The 16,023-nt window shown below is 62.6% G+C and carries 13 protein-coding genes; 8 read left to right on the forward strand and 5 right to left on the reverse strand.

What is annotated here, in order from left to right; translation table 11 throughout:
- Positions 1 to 26: 26 nt before the first annotated feature.
- Entirely contained in the window at positions 27 to 1,367 is a 1,341-nt protein-coding gene (gene asnS / locus QGG57_05415) for an asparagine--tRNA ligase (GenBank protein MDP7007605.1), read from the forward strand.
- A gap of 7 nt (positions 1,368 to 1,374) precedes the next feature.
- Here asnS and QGG57_05420 read toward each other — a convergent pair whose 3' ends face one another.
- Entirely contained in the window at positions 1,375 to 2,169 is a 795-nt protein-coding gene (locus tag QGG57_05420) for a HEAT repeat domain-containing protein (GenBank protein ID MDP7007606.1), read from the reverse strand.
- A gap of 59 nt (positions 2,170 to 2,228) precedes the next feature.
- Here QGG57_05420 and QGG57_05425 point away from each other — a divergent pair, with 59 nt between their 5' ends.
- Genes QGG57_05425 through QGG57_05445 form a run of 5 tightly spaced genes read left to right on the forward strand, consistent with a single transcriptional unit; the run spans position 2,229 to position 5,576 of the window.
- Entirely contained in the window at positions 2,229 to 2,915 is a 687-nt protein-coding gene (locus QGG57_05425) for a glycerophosphodiester phosphodiesterase (protein MDP7007607.1), read from the forward strand.
- Between the two features lie 24 nt (positions 2,916 to 2,939).
- Complete coding sequence (locus QGG57_05430; GenBank protein ID MDP7007608.1) at positions 2,940 to 4,205, forward strand: tRNA pseudouridine(54/55) synthase Pus10; 1,266 nt, start codon at positions 2,940 to 2,942, stop codon at positions 4,203 to 4,205.
- Positions 4,202 to 4,492, forward strand: a complete 291-nt coding sequence (locus tag QGG57_05435; GenBank protein ID MDP7007609.1) for a 50S ribosomal protein L21e — start codon at positions 4,202 to 4,204, stop codon at positions 4,490 to 4,492. Before QGG57_05430 ends, QGG57_05435 begins: the two co-directional genes overlap by 4 nt.
- Before the next feature lie 2 nt (positions 4,493 to 4,494).
- Positions 4,495 to 5,034, forward strand: coding sequence for a hypothetical protein (locus tag QGG57_05440; GenBank protein MDP7007610.1), 540 nt, complete (start codon positions 4,495 to 4,497; stop codon positions 5,032 to 5,034).
- Positions 5,035 to 5,036: 2 nt separating this feature from the next.
- Positions 5,037 to 5,576: a DUF655 domain-containing protein gene (locus tag QGG57_05445; protein MDP7007611.1), complete on the forward strand. Its 540-nt coding sequence runs from the start codon at positions 5,037 to 5,039 to the stop codon at positions 5,574 to 5,576.
- 3 nt (positions 5,577 to 5,579) lie between these two features.
- Here the strand turns inward: QGG57_05445 and QGG57_05450 are convergent, their stop codons facing one another.
- Genes QGG57_05450 through QGG57_05460 form a run of 3 tightly spaced genes read right to left on the reverse strand, consistent with a single transcriptional unit; the run spans position 5,580 to position 7,934 of the window.
- Positions 5,580 to 6,506 carry a hypothetical protein gene (locus tag QGG57_05450; protein ID MDP7007612.1) on the reverse strand — a complete coding sequence of 309 codons (927 nt, stop codon included), beginning with the start codon at positions 6,504 to 6,506 and terminating at the stop codon, positions 5,580 to 5,582.
- A 23-nt stretch (positions 6,507 to 6,529) separates the two neighbouring features.
- Positions 6,530 to 7,636, reverse strand: a complete 1,107-nt coding sequence (locus QGG57_05455; protein MDP7007613.1) for a Mur ligase family protein — start codon at positions 7,634 to 7,636, stop codon at positions 6,530 to 6,532.
- Positions 7,637 to 7,643: 7 nt separating this feature from the next.
- On the reverse strand, positions 7,644 to 7,934 hold the full coding sequence (locus QGG57_05460) for a UPF0175 family protein (protein MDP7007614.1): 291 nt from the start codon (positions 7,932 to 7,934) through the stop codon (positions 7,644 to 7,646).
- Positions 7,935 to 8,016: 82 nt separating this feature from the next.
- Between QGG57_05460 and QGG57_05465 the strand changes: the two genes are divergently transcribed.
- On the forward strand, positions 8,017 to 14,013 hold the full coding sequence (locus QGG57_05465) for a FixG Ig-like domain-containing protein (GenBank protein MDP7007615.1): 5,997 nt from the start codon (positions 8,017 to 8,019) through the stop codon (positions 14,011 to 14,013).
- Positions 14,010 to 15,188, forward strand: a complete 1,179-nt coding sequence (locus QGG57_05470) for an NAD(P)/FAD-dependent oxidoreductase (GenBank protein ID MDP7007616.1) — start codon at positions 14,010 to 14,012, stop codon at positions 15,186 to 15,188. Before QGG57_05465 ends, QGG57_05470 begins: the two co-directional genes overlap by 4 nt.
- Here the strand turns inward: QGG57_05470 and QGG57_05475 are convergent.
- Positions 15,108 to 16,004: a hypothetical protein gene (locus tag QGG57_05475; protein MDP7007617.1), complete on the reverse strand. Its 897-nt coding sequence runs from the start codon at positions 16,002 to 16,004 to the stop codon at positions 15,108 to 15,110. The two genes, QGG57_05470 and QGG57_05475, sit on opposite strands and share 81 nt — an antisense overlap.
- Positions 16,005 to 16,023: the final 19 nt, after the last annotated feature.

The following is a 16,023-nucleotide window of genomic DNA, read 5'->3' on the forward strand; positions in this document are numbered from 1 at the left end:
TCACCCTTGGCGCGGTCGGCGGCCCGATGGCGTACCCGGAGTTCCCCGACCATTCGCGCTTCACCCCCGTCGCGAGCGTGCTCGCTGGCGCCGCCGAAGGCGAAGTCATGGTGCGCGGCTGGGTCTACCGCACCCGCTCCTCGGGTAAGCTGGCGTTCGTCGTACTGCGCGACTCGACCGGCATCCTGCAATGCACCGTCTCGCAGGCGAAAGTCGCCGCGGATGACTTCGACGCGGCGTGCAGCGCGCTGCGCGAGTCATCGGTCATCGTTACCGGCACTCCCGCTGCCGACGGCCGCGCGCCGGGCGGCTACGAGCTCAGGGCAACTGCCTTCGAAGTATTGCACCACGCCGAGCCGTTCCCGATTACGCAGGACCTCGGCGACGAGCACCTGCTCGACAACCGCCATTTGTGGCTACGCAGCCGGCCGATGGTCGACGCGCTCAAGGTGCGCGCGACCGCCTTCGGCGCGTTCCGCGCTTTCTGGGACTCGCAGGGCTATACGGAAGTGCAGTCGCCCTCGTTCGTCTCGGGCGCCTGCGAAGGCGGCTCGAGCCTCTTCGACACATACTACCCCGACGAGTCGGCCGAAGGTGGCAAGTCATTCTACGCGCACCTGTCGCAGTCGTGGCAGCTCTACGCCGAGGCGACCATGTTCGGACTCGAGCGCATCTACACGCTGGCACCCTCGTTCCGCGCCGAGAAGTCGCGGACGCGCCGCCACCTGACCGAGTTCTGGCACGGCGAGGTCGAGGCGGCGTGGGTCCACAACGACCAGATGATGTCCCAGGAAGAGGCGATGCTCGCCGCCATCATCGCGGCAGTGCTGGCGCGCAACCGCCCCGAACTGGAGCGGCTCGGCCGCGACCCCGCCGTGCTGGAGGCGGTGCAGCCGCCATTCGAGCGGCTGCGGTACGAGGCGGTGCTCGAAATGCTGAACGGCATGGGCTTCGATCTGGCGTGGGGCGACGATTTCGGCTACCGCGAGGAGAAGGCGCTGACGCAGGAGCGGACGCAGCCGCTCTACATCACTCACTTCCCGCGTGAGAAGGGTTTCTACCACCGCCCCGACCCGGCCGACCCCAAGGCGCTGGTCTGCCACGACCTGCTCGCGCCGGAAGGCTACGGCGAAATCATCGGCGGCGGCGAGCGCGTCTGGTCGCCCGAGGAGCTGGCGGAGCGCATTATCGAGCAGGGCCACGAGCCGGAATCGTACGGCTGGTACCTTGACCTGCGCAAATACGGCAGCGTCCCGCACTCGGGCTTCGGGCTGGGGCTCGACCGGCTGGTGGCGTGGCTCTGCGGCGCCGACCACATCCGCGACGTCATCCCTTTCCCGCGCACCATGCGGCGCACGACCCCGTAGGCGACCTTTAGCCGCCGCGCTTGAGCAGCGTCCGTGAGACGTTGCCCTGCTTGTCAATGTAGTAGAGCCAGCCCCGCTCGCGCGTGACGCCCGCGTCGGCCACCTTTTCGGCGCCGCCGCCCGGCACCGTGCCGCGCGCCATGCGGGTGCGCCAGACGTCGCCATCCTTGCCGAGGTAGTAGAGGAAGCCCGACTCCTTCTCGAGACCGGTCTCCACGACCACGCCCCCCTCGCCCTCCGGCTTTGGTGCCGGCGGCCGGAACTTCTTGCGCAGCGCGCGCCACCGCCCCGGTTTCCAGCCCTCGACCGCAGCCTTGCCGTCCGCGCCGTGCCGCATCAGCGACGCCGCCACGCGGTCACGCACCAGCGGGTGGCGGTCCCGGAGCGCCTCGGTCAGCGCAGCCGTCGCGTCGCCTCCGGGGAATCGCGCCAGCCCTTTCGCCGCCTGCCAGCGAACGTAGTGGTCGGAGCTGGTGAGCCCCTTCACGAGGTACGGCACGCCCGCGTCCGCGCCGACGCGGCCGATGGCATCCATCGCGGCGCGCTGGACGAAGAAGTCGTCCGAGTTGAGCCCGCCGTTGATTATCGGCTCGAGCGCCTGCTCGCTCATCCTGCTGAACAGTGCCAGCGCCGACTGCCGCACGAAGTGGTTTTCGTCGTCGAGATGGTCGACCAGCGCCGTTGCAACCTGCTTTTCGCTGTGAGGAATTTTTGCTTCAAGCTGTGTTATCGCGCTGCGTCGTCCAGCGTCGTCATCGCGACCAAGGTGCGAAATCAGTTCTTCAATATCGTTACGGGCCATAGGTTCACCTGTCCCGGCCCACGCTCCTCAGCATATTAAAACCTCGCGCATCCCGCCCCGTGCGCCTCATCGCCCACCGCGGCCGTTCGGCAGCGGGCCATCCCGACAACACCCTCGCGGCGTTTGCAGCGGCGCTCGACGAGGGCGCCGACATGGTCGAGTGTGACGTCCACCGCCTCGCCGACGGCAGCCTCGCCTGCTTCCACGACGCCGCTATCGCCGACCGGCCGCTGGCGGAGCTGTCGCACGCCGCGCTCGAGGCGCTCGCCGGCTTCGCGGTGCCGCGGCTGGCGGAAGTGGCACAGCTCTGCCGCGACCGCGGGGCGGGGCTCGACCTCGAGCTGAAGGCAGGGGGCTGCGCCGCCGACGCGCTCGTCGTGGTGGATGGCCTTGCGGAGCTGTGGGTCAAGTCGTTCTACGACGACGTCGTGCGCGAAGTGCGGGAGGCGCAGCCCGACACCTACGTCGGGCTGCTGCTGGGCGTTCCGCGCGGCGGCCTGCGTGTCCGCCTCAGCGAGCTGTTCCCCGTAAGGCGACTGCGCGCCTGCGGCGCCCGTTTCGTCGCGCCCAACTGGCGGCTGCTGCGGCTCGGATTCCTGCGCCGCATGCGCAGCGCCGGCTTCCCGGTGCTGGCCTGGACCGTCAACGACCCGGCGCACGCGGAGCGGCTGGCGGCCGCCGGCGTTGCCGGCATCGCGACCGACCGCCCGGCGGAGCTGCGCGCCGTGCTCGAACCGCGCGCTTAAAGCGGCCGGCAGGTGCGCGCGGGCGTGGACCTCAAGGCGATTACGGAACTGGCGGAACAGCATTCGCTCTGCCCCGGCTGCACCGGCCGGCTGGCTGCCCGGCTGGGCCACGGGCTGAGCAACCGCGCCCGGGGCGAGGCGCTGCTCGCGACGCGCGCGATGCTGGCAGAAGCGGCTGACGAGACGGGCGCGGCGCCGTTCTTCCACGGCGGTGCGCCCGCCCCGACGCCGGACGAGTGCGGCCTCTGCGCGGGGCTCTGTGGCGAGGTGGAGTCGCTGGCGCAACTGGCGCTCGACGCCGTTGGGGGCGTTGAACTGAAAACTTTCCAGGTCGGCACGCTGGTCGATGCCGAAATCCTGTCGCGCGAGAAGGAGTTGCAGGCCGAGCTCGGTAACCACGGCGAGCCGCTCAAGTCGCAGCTGAATCGTGAAATCGGCTCACGCGTCGCCGATGCGAGCGGACTCGAGCCGCAGCGCGACAGCCCGGACGCGGTCATCGTGGTCGACACGCGCTACGACACCGTTGATTTGCAAATCCGCTCGCTCTTCATCGAAGGCCGCTACACCAAGGCGGACCGCACTATCCCGCAGACGCGCTGGCCCTGCCGCCACTGTCGCGGCCGCGGCTGCGAGCAGTGCGACGGCAGCGGCCAGATGTATCCCGATTCGGTCCAGTCGCTGGTCGCTGGTCCGCTGCTCGCGGCGGCCGGCGCAGCCGAAGATAAATTCCACGGCATGGGGCGCGAGGATATCGACGCCGCGATGCTCGGTACGGGGCGGCCGTTTGTACTCGAATTGCGGCAGCCGAAGGTGCGTAGCCTCGACCTGCCGGCGCTCGAAAAGGAAATCAATACCGCTGCCGACGGCCATATCACCGCCAACGACCTGACGTGGGTCGCGCGGTCGCGCGTCGCGGAGCTGAAGGAGACGGTCTGCGACAAGACCTACCGGGTCGACATCCGCTGCGACTCGCCAGTCGAAATCGAAAGGCTTAAGAAAGGCGCGCAGCGGTTGGCCGGCGAGGTCGTCGAACAGCGCACTCCCACCCGGGTGTCCCATCGACGAGCGGACCTGGTCCGGCCGCGCCGTGTTGAGAGCATGAAACTGCTTTCCGTCGACGGCGCGACTGCCGAACTGGAAATCCGCGCGCAGCATGGGACCTACATCCGGGAACTGGTGAGTGGCGATGGCGGGCGCACGTCGCCCAGCCTCGCCGAGCTGGTCGAGGCCGAATGCCGGGTGGAAGTGCTGGATGTCCTGCACTTGCATCTGGAGGAGCCAGAAACATGAAACGGTCGCAGGGACTTCGCAGCGGGTCACGCAAAAAGCTCACCCGGGCCAAGCGTGAGCGCGGGCTCTCTCCGATTACTCGCATACTCGAGCAGTATGGCGTGGGCGAGTCAGTCAACATCGTGATTGACCCCTCGATTCAGGGTGGGCAGCCGCACCACCGTTTCCACGGCCTTACCGGCACAGTCACCGGGATGCAGGGCAAGGCGTGCGTCGTGAGCGCCAAGGAGGGCGACGCCGTGAAGCAACTAATTATACGACCAGAGCACCTGAGGCGGGCGAAGTAACCATGGACGAACCACAGCCGGTGCCGCTGGGCGTAGTGAAAGAACTGCTCGAAGCAGAGCTGGGCGTTCGCGAGAACCGCCTGCGCTGCGTCGACTGCGGCCATTTCCAGGCAGTCCCGGACGAAGAGCCGGAACCAGAACCTGTACCAGAGCCGGAACCCGCGCCCGAGCCAGATGCCGAAGCGGCCGAGGGCGAGGAAGGCGAAGAGGCGGAGGCGGCGCCCGAAATCCCGACAGGCCCTGCCTGCGAGGAGTGCGGGTCCTACCGCATGAACCTGATTGAGCAAATCCAGTACGAACACAAGCTGGCGCTGGACCACGTGCGCCACCTGACTCGCATCACCCGTCCCAAGGCGGAGGCGGTGATGGCGGCGCTCGACGGACTCGAGCATGTTGATGCATATTACGCCGCCAAAATTGCGGACATCCTGCCGGCCCACCCCGACGACGTGCGCGCGATTTTTGCGCGCGAGCGTTTCTCGGTCGGGAACGACGAAATCGAAGCTATTATTGCGGCGGTTCAGGAGAACACGGAGGCGTAGCGATGGAGGAGTATGCGTGCGTGCTGGATATCCTGCCGGAAGGCCGCCCGGATGACCGACGACAGTTTCGCCGTGAGGCCATTATCTACGGTCTTGGTGTTGACGAGTTCAAGATTTTCGAGATGGCGCCGATACCGGGAGCCGTAATCAATATCGGCGACCGCGTCTTCATCGGCAAGGAGACCGATGAGCGCAAGCAGATTGAGCGGGTCCGCGCCCGCGTCAGCTACTCCGAGCTTACGCACACTGCGCAGTCGGAACTGGGGTTCCTGCTGGAGGAACTGGTTCTCGAACAGGAAGAGAAGTTCATTGAGTTCTACAACCATGCCGGACCGATTTCGCGTCGCTACCACTCGCTCGAGCTTCTGCCCGGGCTGGGCAAGAAGACGATGGAGGCAGTCCTCGCGCACCGCCCCTACACCAGCTTCGCCGAGGTCGAGGAGAAAGTCTCCAACCTGCGGCATCCCGAGAAGTTAATCGCCGCTCGCATCGAGCACGAAGTTCGCGAGCCCGAGCAGAAGTACCGGCTTTTCGTGCGTTAACCGTCAGAGCGTCCAGCCGTACTCAATCGCGCCAGCGACAACCAGCCGTACGTTGGCGTTGCCGCTCAGCGAAACCTGTAGCGTCCAGTTGCCGCTGGCGCCAGTCACGACTCCCAGCTCCTGGAAGCTGTTGCCCGGCGTAAACACCTCGGTCAGTTGCTCCCCGTCGTGGTCGCGCAGCACCAACTCGCCGCTGCCGGAGCCGCCGATATCCGCCTCGAGCCAGTAGACGACGTAGTTCCATGGTCCGTAGCGCACATGTCCGTCGTTGGCGAAGGCGGTGTCGTAGAACTCGAAATCCGGGCCCGAGAACTCGCCCTCGTACAGGTCACCGCCGCGACAGAACCACGCCTCGCCCGTGAAGCCGGAGCCAGCTTCGACCAGCGTCATCCGCAGGAGCTCGCCGTCGCCGTCGCTGCGCACGAAGCTGGAGAGCCAGCCGCTGGCGCGGTCGTAGACATACTCCAGCCGGTCGCCTGACGGGGATTCGGCCGCCACGGTCGCCCGTCCGTCGGCGACAGCCGTCACGCTGGCGTCGAAGCGCTCGACGCCAAAGAGCGTGAAGTTCCAGCTGGCGCCCGTTTCGAGCGGGAATTGCAGCAGCAGCTGCGGCTCGTTCTTCTCATAGAGCGCCATGTCCGCCACCCGGACGCGCCCCAGCGCCGGGTTGTGGTTCAGCACCGCGTGCCGCTGCGCGTCGACCAGCTGGCTCGAGCCGAGGTGGTAGTCGGTCTCGTCAACGTTGCCGACGACCATCGTCGTCACCACTTCCGCTTCGGGAATCACGACCGCGTAAGTCCACCACTGCCCCGCTTCCCAGGCCGGAGCGGCGATGACGCTGCCGTCATCACCGTCGTCCCCGCCAGGCGACGCGTCGAGGCAGCCGGCCGCCAGCAGGAGCAGCACCGCGGTCGCGGAAGCCAGTCTCATCACGGGCCGAGTACCGGGTGATATTAGGGTTCATCGCTGCCCGGCAGCCCAAGGTCACGACGCGCTTCAGCGACGAGATAGCTCGACCCCACAACGAGCGTCGGGCGCTCGCCCGCTAGCTCGAGCGCCTCCGCTACCGAGTCGCAGGCGCGGCCGCGTCGCCCCAGTTTCCCGGCCGCCGCGACGACTGCGGCTGCGCTCCGTGCGCGGGGCGAGTCGGGCGCGCACACCAGTAGCTCCGTCCCAGTCGGTAGCAGCGCCAGCATCTTGGCGAGCGGCTTGTCGCGCAGGCACCCAAACACCACCACCGCCGGCTCCACGATACGCGCCAGCAGCCACGAGAGCGCGTGCGGGTTGTGCGCGCAGTCGAGCATAATATTCCCGGCCCGTTCGCGCCGACCCGGTGGCCGCGTCTCGCCTACCTCGGCCGCGATACCGAGCTGCTCGAGCGCCAGCGTCGCCCACTCGCGCGCCGAATCGCCGCTGGTGAGGCTGGCGCAGGGCGGGATGAACTGGTGGAATTCCGGGAGCCAGCCGGTGATAACATGCGTCCCGGGCCGCACGATACCGGCCTTGGTGCGCGCAATCGCCTCGAGGTTATCGCCGAGCCAGTCGGTGTGCTCGAGCGCCAGTGTTGTCAGCACCGCCACCTCACCGTCAACGACGTTCATTGCGTCGAGTTCGCCGCCGAGGCCAACCTCGAGGATGGCGACATCGACCTCGCGCCGGGCGAACCACACCAGCGTTATCGCAGTCAGTACCTCGAAGTAGCTGGGGTGCTCTGCCATCGCGCAGCACGCCCGCTGCACCTCGGCGGCTAGCGCCGTGAAATCGGCCCTGCCGACGGGCACACTGTCGAGCCGTAGCCGCTCGCGCACGCTATGCAGGTGCGGCGAAGTCCCGCAGCCGACGCGGAAGCCAGCTCGGCAGAGGGCCTCCTCGAGTAGCCAGCAGGTGCTGCCCTTGCCGTTGGTACCGCCGACGATGACTGCGCGCAATTGCTGCTGCGAGTCGCCGAGCGCGGCCATAAGCTGGCGGATGCGCGCCAGCCCCGGCTTAACCTGTGCCTCACCTAGTTCATCAAGCCAGGCGAGTGCAGTATGGTAGTCCCACTTTTCTCGACGATTCATATTTAAATTATTCGATTGATTCCCACTCGACCGTATCTGGCAGTACAACACCCTGGTCTCGCAGGATTTCGCGAAACGCCTCGGGACGTAGCGAGGCAATCTCGGCGCCCTTGGTCAGCGTTGCCTGGCCGCGGCGGTAGAGCTCGACTGCCGCAGCGGTTCGGAAGTGCTGTTTTTCTTCGAGGAAGAACCGCAGCGCTTCCTTTACTACGTCGGAGCGGCTGCTGAAATGGCCTGAAGCGACAAGGGCGCCAATCTGTGCAACCAGCAGTTTTGGGAGCGAAAAGGAGCTGCTCATGAAATAATAATTAGTAACTATTATTTATAGTTATTTAGCAACCTTTATATGGGGTGTGTTTGTCTAAATCTCGGTGCGTAATATGCACAATACCAATCTGAACACGCCTGTAAGGGTCGCGCTGCTCTTTGCAGTGGGGCTAGCCATGCTCGTATTCATGCCATCAGCAGAAGCGAGCGAGTCATTCACAGTCGGAGTCACACCATCTACCCAAAATGGCGAGCCCGATGAAACACTGACCTACACAATTACTGTAGAGAACACTGGTGATAATGATGACTCCTATAACCTCACTATAACAAGTACAACCAGGGCGGGCTGGAATGAGTATATCCTTCCTACATCACTTGATGTCAAGGACGGGCAGTCTGAGACCGCCACACTCTATGTCGAAATTGGCGACCGGGATGATGCTCCGGCCGACATCACTGAATTCGTTACCTTCAAGACGGAATCTATTACGCTTGATGCCGGTGCCACGAGTAAGTCAGTGACTGCGAAGGTGGACCAGGTCTATGGCAACACCCTCACGATTAATGGTACAACCACGCAGAATGCGGACCCGGATGCCACTGTGACCTTCGCCGTCAAGGTGTTCAATGATGAAGGCAATGGCAAAGATACCATCACCTTCAGTCAGACCAGCTCCGGGACGGATGATTGGTCGTTTGTGTTTCCTGGAAGTGTCACGCTTGACAAGGATGAGTCAACCGAGATATCTTTTTCGGCAACTCCAGATATCAATGCTCTTGCCGGGCTGAAGAGTATTAGCCTGTTCGCCACGTCCGAGGATAGCAGTACAGCGACATCCGTTACGGTTACCGTGCGCGTGAATAAGCTGCCTGACCTCAACGTGGTCAAGGTTGGCTCCAGCGCCGAGGATGTTGAAGCTGGCAAGCGAGTCGATTACTCCTTCTCAGTGACTAACAAGGGCAATGCCGTCGATTCTTACGACCTCGAAATCGAGAACGGCAGCTGGTACGACAAGGGCTGGGAAGCTTCGCTTGACAGTGATGAAATCAGCAGCCTGGACGTAGACGAGAGCATCAACCTGACCGATGTACTGGTCATCAAGGCGCCCACGAATGCTGTGGCCGATGAGGAGGTAACTATCAGGGTCAAGGTCTCCTCGCAGGAAAACACCTCGGTCTACAAGACCTACACCTCTCGCACCACGGTCCTGCAAGACTTCGAGCCGAAATTGAAGGTGAGTGGGGGGGATACCCAGTCGGCGCCACCGGACGAGGAGGTCTCCTACACTATCAACATTACCAATGATGGTAACGGCGAGGATGACATCACCCTCTCGCTCCACGGCGGAAACGCTACTTGGGGTACCCTCGCCGAGTCTTCCTTCACCCTTGCAGCCGGCGAGAGCGACGAGACTACCCTGCGCGTCACTGCTCCCGACGGGACACTGGCGCAGAACGGCTATTCGATTACTGTCCGGGCTACCTCCGAGGATACTACTACTAAGGCGAACCGCGCTGTTTTCCTGAACGTCCAGCAGGTGTACGAGGTCTCCGTTTCCGTTTCAGGTGACTCGACCAAGAATGGAGACCCTGGAGCATCTGTATCGTACACAATCACGGTCAAGAACAAGGGCAACGGCGATGATACCGTCAACCTTGCCCTGGAGGGCGACAACCCAGACTGGGGTTCAATAGTCGAGGATGTAGATCTCGAGGCTGGGGAGTCTACTAGTGTTAATCTGTCCGTCAACATCGATGAGGAGGCTAACTTTGGCGACTATACCATTATCGTCAACGGCTCTTCCGACGAGGCATCCTCCGATGTCTACGATACTACCATAGTGACTGTGACGGTAAACAAGGAATACCAGGTTGATTTGCTGATTAACGAGGCCCAGAAGAGCGGCGACGCCGACAGCTCAGTTGTGTATGATATTATTGTCAAGAACAAGGGCACCGGCGACGACACCATCCGTCTTTCAGTTGACGAGTGGCCTACGGGCTGGACGGCCAACTTCAATGAGACCGAGATCGACATCGGTCCCGGTAAGGATGCACCGGTGAACCTGACGGTCGCGATCAAGGAGAAGGAGGACAACCAGGCTTTCTACGTCAATATCACCGCTATCTCGGTTGGTGCCAAGGACGAGGATGTTGATGTCAATGCAACTGCTTCCACGATTACCACAGTCAACCAGTACTACGAGTTCCGCATGACCTCCGTGCTGACCTACACCAAGGCGGACCCGGAGGACACCTTCACTGTTGACATCCTGCTTGACAACAAGGGCACTGGCGATGACACGATTGACCTAGAGGTCACCGGCCCCGAAAATGCGACCGGCTGGGTAACTGACATAACTCCCTCAGTCGAAGTTCCAGAGGGAGAAAACCGGACCGTAACCCTCACTGTGACTGTTTCGGAAGACGCGGTCAAGGATTCCTACTACATCACGGTTACTGGGGTCTCGGCTGACGAGGCTTCCGAGACGCACGACGTAACCATCCAGGTTGATGTCAGCCAGCGCTACGAGGTGCAGATGCTGCCCCGTACGGAAACAAAGGCGGCCGAGGCCAACGACATACTGGAATTTTCGATTACCGTCAAGAACAAGGGCACTGGCGAGGACACCTTCGACCTTGAACTGGGCGGCGAGGTCGGTGTCAGCTGGGGCTCGCTCTCCAACGTCAGCCTCACGATTCCCGCTGGTGGTTCGGCGGATGTAATCCTAACGGTCGAGGTGCCAGCCGATGCGCAGCCCAAGACCGAGGGTGCCTACGAAATCCTGGTGAACGCTACTTCGGTCGACAACACGACTGCTGTCGACTCGGTTGTACGTTATATAGACGTCGAGAAGAAAGAACTCGAAGTTGAGATAACAGCTGATTCATCCACTTCACAGGCTGAACCGGGCGACATCGCCTATTTCGATCTCAATGTCAAGAACGTGGGTAACGATGTTGATACAGTCGTGCTGACCTTCCAAAGTGACCTCCGCAAATGGGCTACCTTTGTGGAGACCGGGACCAATACGCATTCGTTGAACCTGACAGTGAACCAGCAGAAGACAGTCCGTGTCCAGGTATCTCTTCCGGAGTACAACGTTGCTACTGGCGCAAATAAGACTGCTCTGGAATCCAGCACTTATCAGGTAATAGCCAAGGCGACCACGGGTGATGGCAGCCAGTCGGAGATAGTCTCTCTCAGTACCAGTATCCAGCAAATCTATGGTGCTGAGCTCACCGCGCAGGGCGCCAGCACTGTCATCACCTATCCCTCAACCGAGACAAGTGCTAGTGAACGCCAGGAAAAATTCAGTTTCGATGTCAAGAACCTGGGTAACAAAGTGGACACAATTGATGTGGAGGTGAGCGGTTCCGGCTCTACATTCCCTGACGATTGGGAGGCTTCCGTTCATGGATCTTCAAGCTGCTCCGGCACCTTCACTGGTTCGGTGGGTGCAAGCAATTCGAAGAAGGTCTACCTCTGTATCACGCCCGACGTGGAGACTGAACCGGGTAACTACACCGTCTTTATCGAGGCCAAGGCACGCAACGGTGCTGACGAAGCGGTCGTCACCAACGTGACGGTCGAGGTACGTGACCCGACCCGTAGTGTCACTCTTTCCGCGGACGAGCCGAGCCTGAATCTCGCACCCGAGGTAGGTGATACCGAGAAGAATACGGCCCGTTTCAAGGTGGTAATCACGAACAGTGGCAGCCACGATGACAAGTTCATTGCTGAGCTGGACGATGTCCTGGGCACTGGCTGGAGCACTGACTTCTATACCAAGAACACGGCTTCTAGCAGTGACGAGTGGTCTTCCTCCGGTGAGGAAATCGAAGATGGCCAGACCGACGACCTATGGTTCATTGTCGAGGTTGATCCGGATGAGGTTGATGAGGGCAACTACACAATGTCGGTTACGGTCAAGAACTTTGAAGAGGATATTTCACAGTCCGTTACCCTGACACTGCAGATTAGTGCCCCGCAGCGCGGCCTGACAGCGACCGTGATTGACCCTTCCAAGGAGATATCTCCTGAGTACAAGGCGTCTGGCAGTTCCACGAAGAACATGGTCAAGTTCAAGGTCAAGCTGGAGAACAGCGGCACGCACCCGGACAGTTTCATCCCCGAAGTCGAGTCAACGCTTGATGATGACTGGGAGGTTAGTTTCTACCAGGACAGCTCCAAGACACAGCCCTGGTCAACTTCACAGGGCGTTGAAATCGAGTCAGACGAGCTGGACGATTTGTGGATCTTCGTAGACGTTGACGATGGGGCTGACGAGGGCAATTACACCCTCACTATCTCGGTCCGTAACACGGAGGATGATCCCAGTGCACGGCAGGAGTTCGAGTTGACCGTTGAAGTCCAGCGCTCCGACATAACCCTGGCCGCCAGCGACATCCAGCTGGAGGCTGACGGCGTCGTTGGCAATGCCTCCGCTATCAAGGATGGCGACACAGTAACCGTACTTGTCGAGGTCACCAACAGTGGTATCGCTGACGCGGATGACGTGCAGGTGGAGATTTTCTACTACCCCAAGAAGGTACCGGAAGATCAGAATGATATCGATGACTTGATTAACAAGGGCTTCGAGCTGGACGAGGGCAAGAACACCTACATCTATTCACTCTACAAGAAGAGCACCAACCTGAAGGCGGGCGCGACCAAGTCGCTTGCATCAGACGACTGGATCATTGAGGGTGGCGAGTGGTATGTGGAGGTACGCGTCGATTACGACGAGGATGACGTCGACAACGGCGAAATTCTCGAGACCAACGAGAACAACAACGACGCACGCTACTCCGAACTGCTGCGCATCAAGCCCGACCTCGCCATAAGCGACCTGCGCGTTGACTCGCGCTTCGCGGGCCTCACGTCCAAGACGCCCAACGTCGACGATCAGGTCACCTTCACGGCGACCGTGGTCAACAAGGGCGCCGCTGACGTCGATAATGCGCGGCTGTACATTACAGCTGACAGCAGCGACGAAAGTGGTGTTATCCTCCAGGACCGTGGTACCAAAGACCACGTCGAGTTCAGCATCGATGCTGGCGCGACTGAGACCATCCGCTTCCGCTGGAAGGCGGTGAGCGGTGAGTGGACTACCTTCCGTGCTGAGGTAAACCCGAGCTGTAGCGACGTTAGCATCAACATTTTTGACTGCGAGCAGCAGGGTGACGGCGCCGGTACCGAGACCGATCACCTGTACGACGAGCTGAAGCGATACAGCGATAACATCTATCCGGTGGGCGGCGACGCGTTCCAGCAGGATGGCGCTGAGGTCATGTTCGAAATCCTGCCCGATTTCTTCATCAAGGAAGTGAAGATGGACCCGCGCGTACCGGAAGTGGGTGACGATGTCGAGATTACGGTGGTAATCGAGAACAAGGGCAATGCCGACTGGAAGACTGGCAGTCAGCTGCTTTCGGTGGTTTTCGAAGACGGTGTTGGTGGCACAATCACTACGCAGGTGAGCGGCGACATCAATGAGGGTGACGAGATTGAAGTCAAGTTCACCTGGAAATTCCCCGACGAGGACAAGGACTCACTGCTCCTCACCTATGAACTTGATGTTGGCAGTGGCAACTGGGAGATAGACCAGACTGACAGTTCCAATGACGAATTTGAAGAGAACGTCGCAGTCATCCAGCCCGCAGTAGTGGGCGAGATTGCTGCCCTGGATGTCTTCAGCCGTGAACTGGTGCGCGGCACCGGCTTCAAGGTCTACCACTTCGTGGCGCTGATGCTTGTCGCCGTCTTGGCGATCGCGGTGCCGATAGTTGTTTCCCGCCGCATGCGTCGGGGAGCTGCTGTGGTACCCGAGGAAGATGATGCAGCGCCGGAAGCGGCCGAGGCACCTCCAGTCAAGATTGCGCTCGCGATTCAGTCAGCGGTTGATGGCAAGACCGCGAACGTGAAGGTACCCTCTAACATGCCAGTTGAGCGACTGGTCCAGAATTGCGTTGGAAAGTTCCCGCTCCCGCACGCCAACTTTGCGGTACATGTGAACGGCGAGGCGGTCGATTCAGGCCTCTCGCTAGCTGACGCAGGTCTTGTAGATGGCTCCGAAATCCAGCTGGTTTCGCTCGAAGAGTGATTGACGCGCTGGTCGTCGGCGCCGGCCCCTCCGGCAGCCGCGCCGCGTGGAAGCTGGCCGAGGCGGGTTACTCCGTCGCCATCGCGGAAGAGGACGCGCGCGTTGGCGACCCGTGCCAGTGCGCCGGACTCGTAACGCCGCGCACCCTCGACTACCTCGGCTACCGCCTGCCGGTGCTGCAGGAGATGCGCGGCGCGCGAGTCTGGGGGCCACACGACAGTTACCTTGAGTTCGAAGCGTCCGAGACCAAGGCGCTGGTGATTGACCGTCCCGGGCTGGACCGCTCAATCGCGGAGCGCGCCAAAAAAGCGGGCGCCGAAATCTGGACCTCGACGCGTTACACGCGCGGCTGGCGCGAGAACGGCGGGATGGTCGCCGAGTTGCAGGGGCCAAATGGCCCGCGGCAGGTGCGAGCGCGGCTGCTGATTGGTGCCGACGGCCCCGCCTCGCGGGTGGCGCGCGATGCCGGGCTGCACAACAAGCGCGAAGTGATGGCCGCCTTCGGGGGCGACATCAGCGGCTACGCGGCGCGCGACGGCTATGTCGACCTCTTTGTCGGCTCCGAGCTGGCGCCGCGCTTCTTCGGCTGGGCCATCCCGACCGGCGGCGATACCGGCCGCCTCGGCGTTGCGACGACACTGCCGCACCGGCCGCGCAAGTTCTTCCGCGACTACTTTCGCAGGGGCGCGCCGTCGCGGCTGCTCGACGGCGCCAAGCTGACCGCGCGCGTCAGCGGGCTGATTCCCTTCGGGCTGCGCGAGCCCGCCTTCGCTGACCATGTGCTGCTCACCGGCGACGCGGCGGGCCTCGCGAAGCCGACCTCGGGCGGCGGCATCTACACCGGGCTCGTTTCGGCTGACGCGGCGGCCGAGACCGCCATTGCGGCGCTCGAAGCGGGCGACGGCTCGGCGAGTCGCCTGGCGGGTTACCAGCAGATGCTGCGCGACCGCATCGCTGGCGAGCTGCAACTGGGGGCACGGCTGCGGCGCGCGTTCCTAGCGCTGGACGACGAGCAGCTGGCGGAGATTATCGGGATGCTGGGCGACCCCGAAGTCCTGACGGCTATCCGGCAGGCGGGCGACCTGGACTACGCCTCAAGGGCGGCGTTCGCGGTGCTTAAGGCGCAGCCGAAGCTGGTTAAGTTTGCCCCGCTGCTGCTGAAGCCATTTGTTTAGCCCGGGGTAGGTACCCTCTTCTTCAAGGTAGAAAACTACCGCCAGTCCGGCAAACATCACTGTCAGCCCAATCATGACGTAGAGCGGCCACTTGGGAATCGGCTCCTTGACGCCGAAGCTCGAGTCGGGAATCACCCCGTCCACCCCCAGTGCGGTCAGGTTGATGTTACCGGGCGCCCCGTCGGGGACGTCGGTCGTGGCGGCCTCCCATTCGGCCATGCTCCAATGGCCGCGCGAGAGCATGCTGCGCGCGGTCCCGTTGTGGTCGAACTCGAAGCTGAAACGGACGAAATAGGTTCCTTCCGCCGTGCCGGTTTCGCAGCGGCTGCCGAGCAGCGTGCAGCGCAGCCACGACCGTTCCTCGGTCGACTGGATGTCGGCCGTGAAGTGCACGCTCTCGCCCGGCGCCAGCGTTCCCGGGCTGAAGGTCGCGCGCTGCGGTGCAGGCGCCGCAGCGCACTCGCGTTCTCCGTCGGGGAGCCGCGTCCAGCAGCCCTCCTCAACGCGCGGTCGCGCGTCGGCCGCGACGGAGTCGATGGTTTCCGAGCCGTCGATATCAGCACGCATGTAGATTTCCATAGTGACGACGACGTTCTCGAGCGGCTCCGCGTAGCGGTTCGTGACTTCAAGCGTGAAGGGTCCGCTGCCGCCCGGCGCCAGCTGCGGCGTCGTGAAGTTGTGGAAGTCAGGGATATTGCCGGGGTGGCTGACGTAGGGGTCCCAGTCGGCCCCGCCCGGCTGCGCCACGAACAGCGCCAGCGCCAGCAGCGCCACGGCCGGTCTGAGCGCGCTCCGCGTCGCCGTTTCCCGTTGCATCGTCGCCCCACGGGGCCGG

Source organism: Candidatus Poseidoniia archaeon, from assembly GCA_030748895.1.
GTDB lineage: Archaea > Thermoplasmatota > Poseidoniia > MGIII > CG-Epi1 > UBA8886.

Coding starts and splice junctions, on each gene's coding strand:
- asnS (MDP7007605.1), top strand. CDS start 27: ATGGCGTACCCGGAGTTCCCCGACCATTCGCGCTTCACCCCCGTCGCG.
- QGG57_05420 (MDP7007606.1), bottom strand. CDS start 2,169: ATGGCCCGTAACGATATTGAAGAACTGATTTCGCACCTTGGTCGCGAT.
- QGG57_05435 (MDP7007609.1), top strand. CDS start 4,202: ATGAAACGGTCGCAGGGACTTCGCAGCGGGTCACGCAAAAAGCTCACC.
- QGG57_05440 (MDP7007610.1), top strand. CDS start 4,495: ATGGACGAACCACAGCCGGTGCCGCTGGGCGTAGTGAAAGAACTGCTC.
- QGG57_05445 (MDP7007611.1), top strand. CDS start 5,037: ATGGAGGAGTATGCGTGCGTGCTGGATATCCTGCCGGAAGGCCGCCCG.
- QGG57_05450 (MDP7007612.1), bottom strand. CDS start 6,506: ATGAGACTGGCTTCCGCGACCGCGGTGCTGCTCCTGCTGGCGGCCGGC.
- QGG57_05455 (MDP7007613.1), bottom strand. CDS start 7,636: ATGAATCGTCGAGAAAAGTGGGACTACCATACTGCACTCGCCTGGCTT.
- QGG57_05460 (MDP7007614.1), bottom strand. CDS start 7,934: ATGAGCAGCTCCTTTTCGCTCCCAAAACTGCTGGTTGCACAGATTGGC.
- QGG57_05465 (MDP7007615.1), top strand. CDS start 8,017: ATGCACAATACCAATCTGAACACGCCTGTAAGGGTCGCGCTGCTCTTT.
- QGG57_05475 (MDP7007617.1), bottom strand. CDS start 16,004: ATGCAACGGGAAACGGCGACGCGGAGCGCGCTCAGACCGGCCGTGGCG.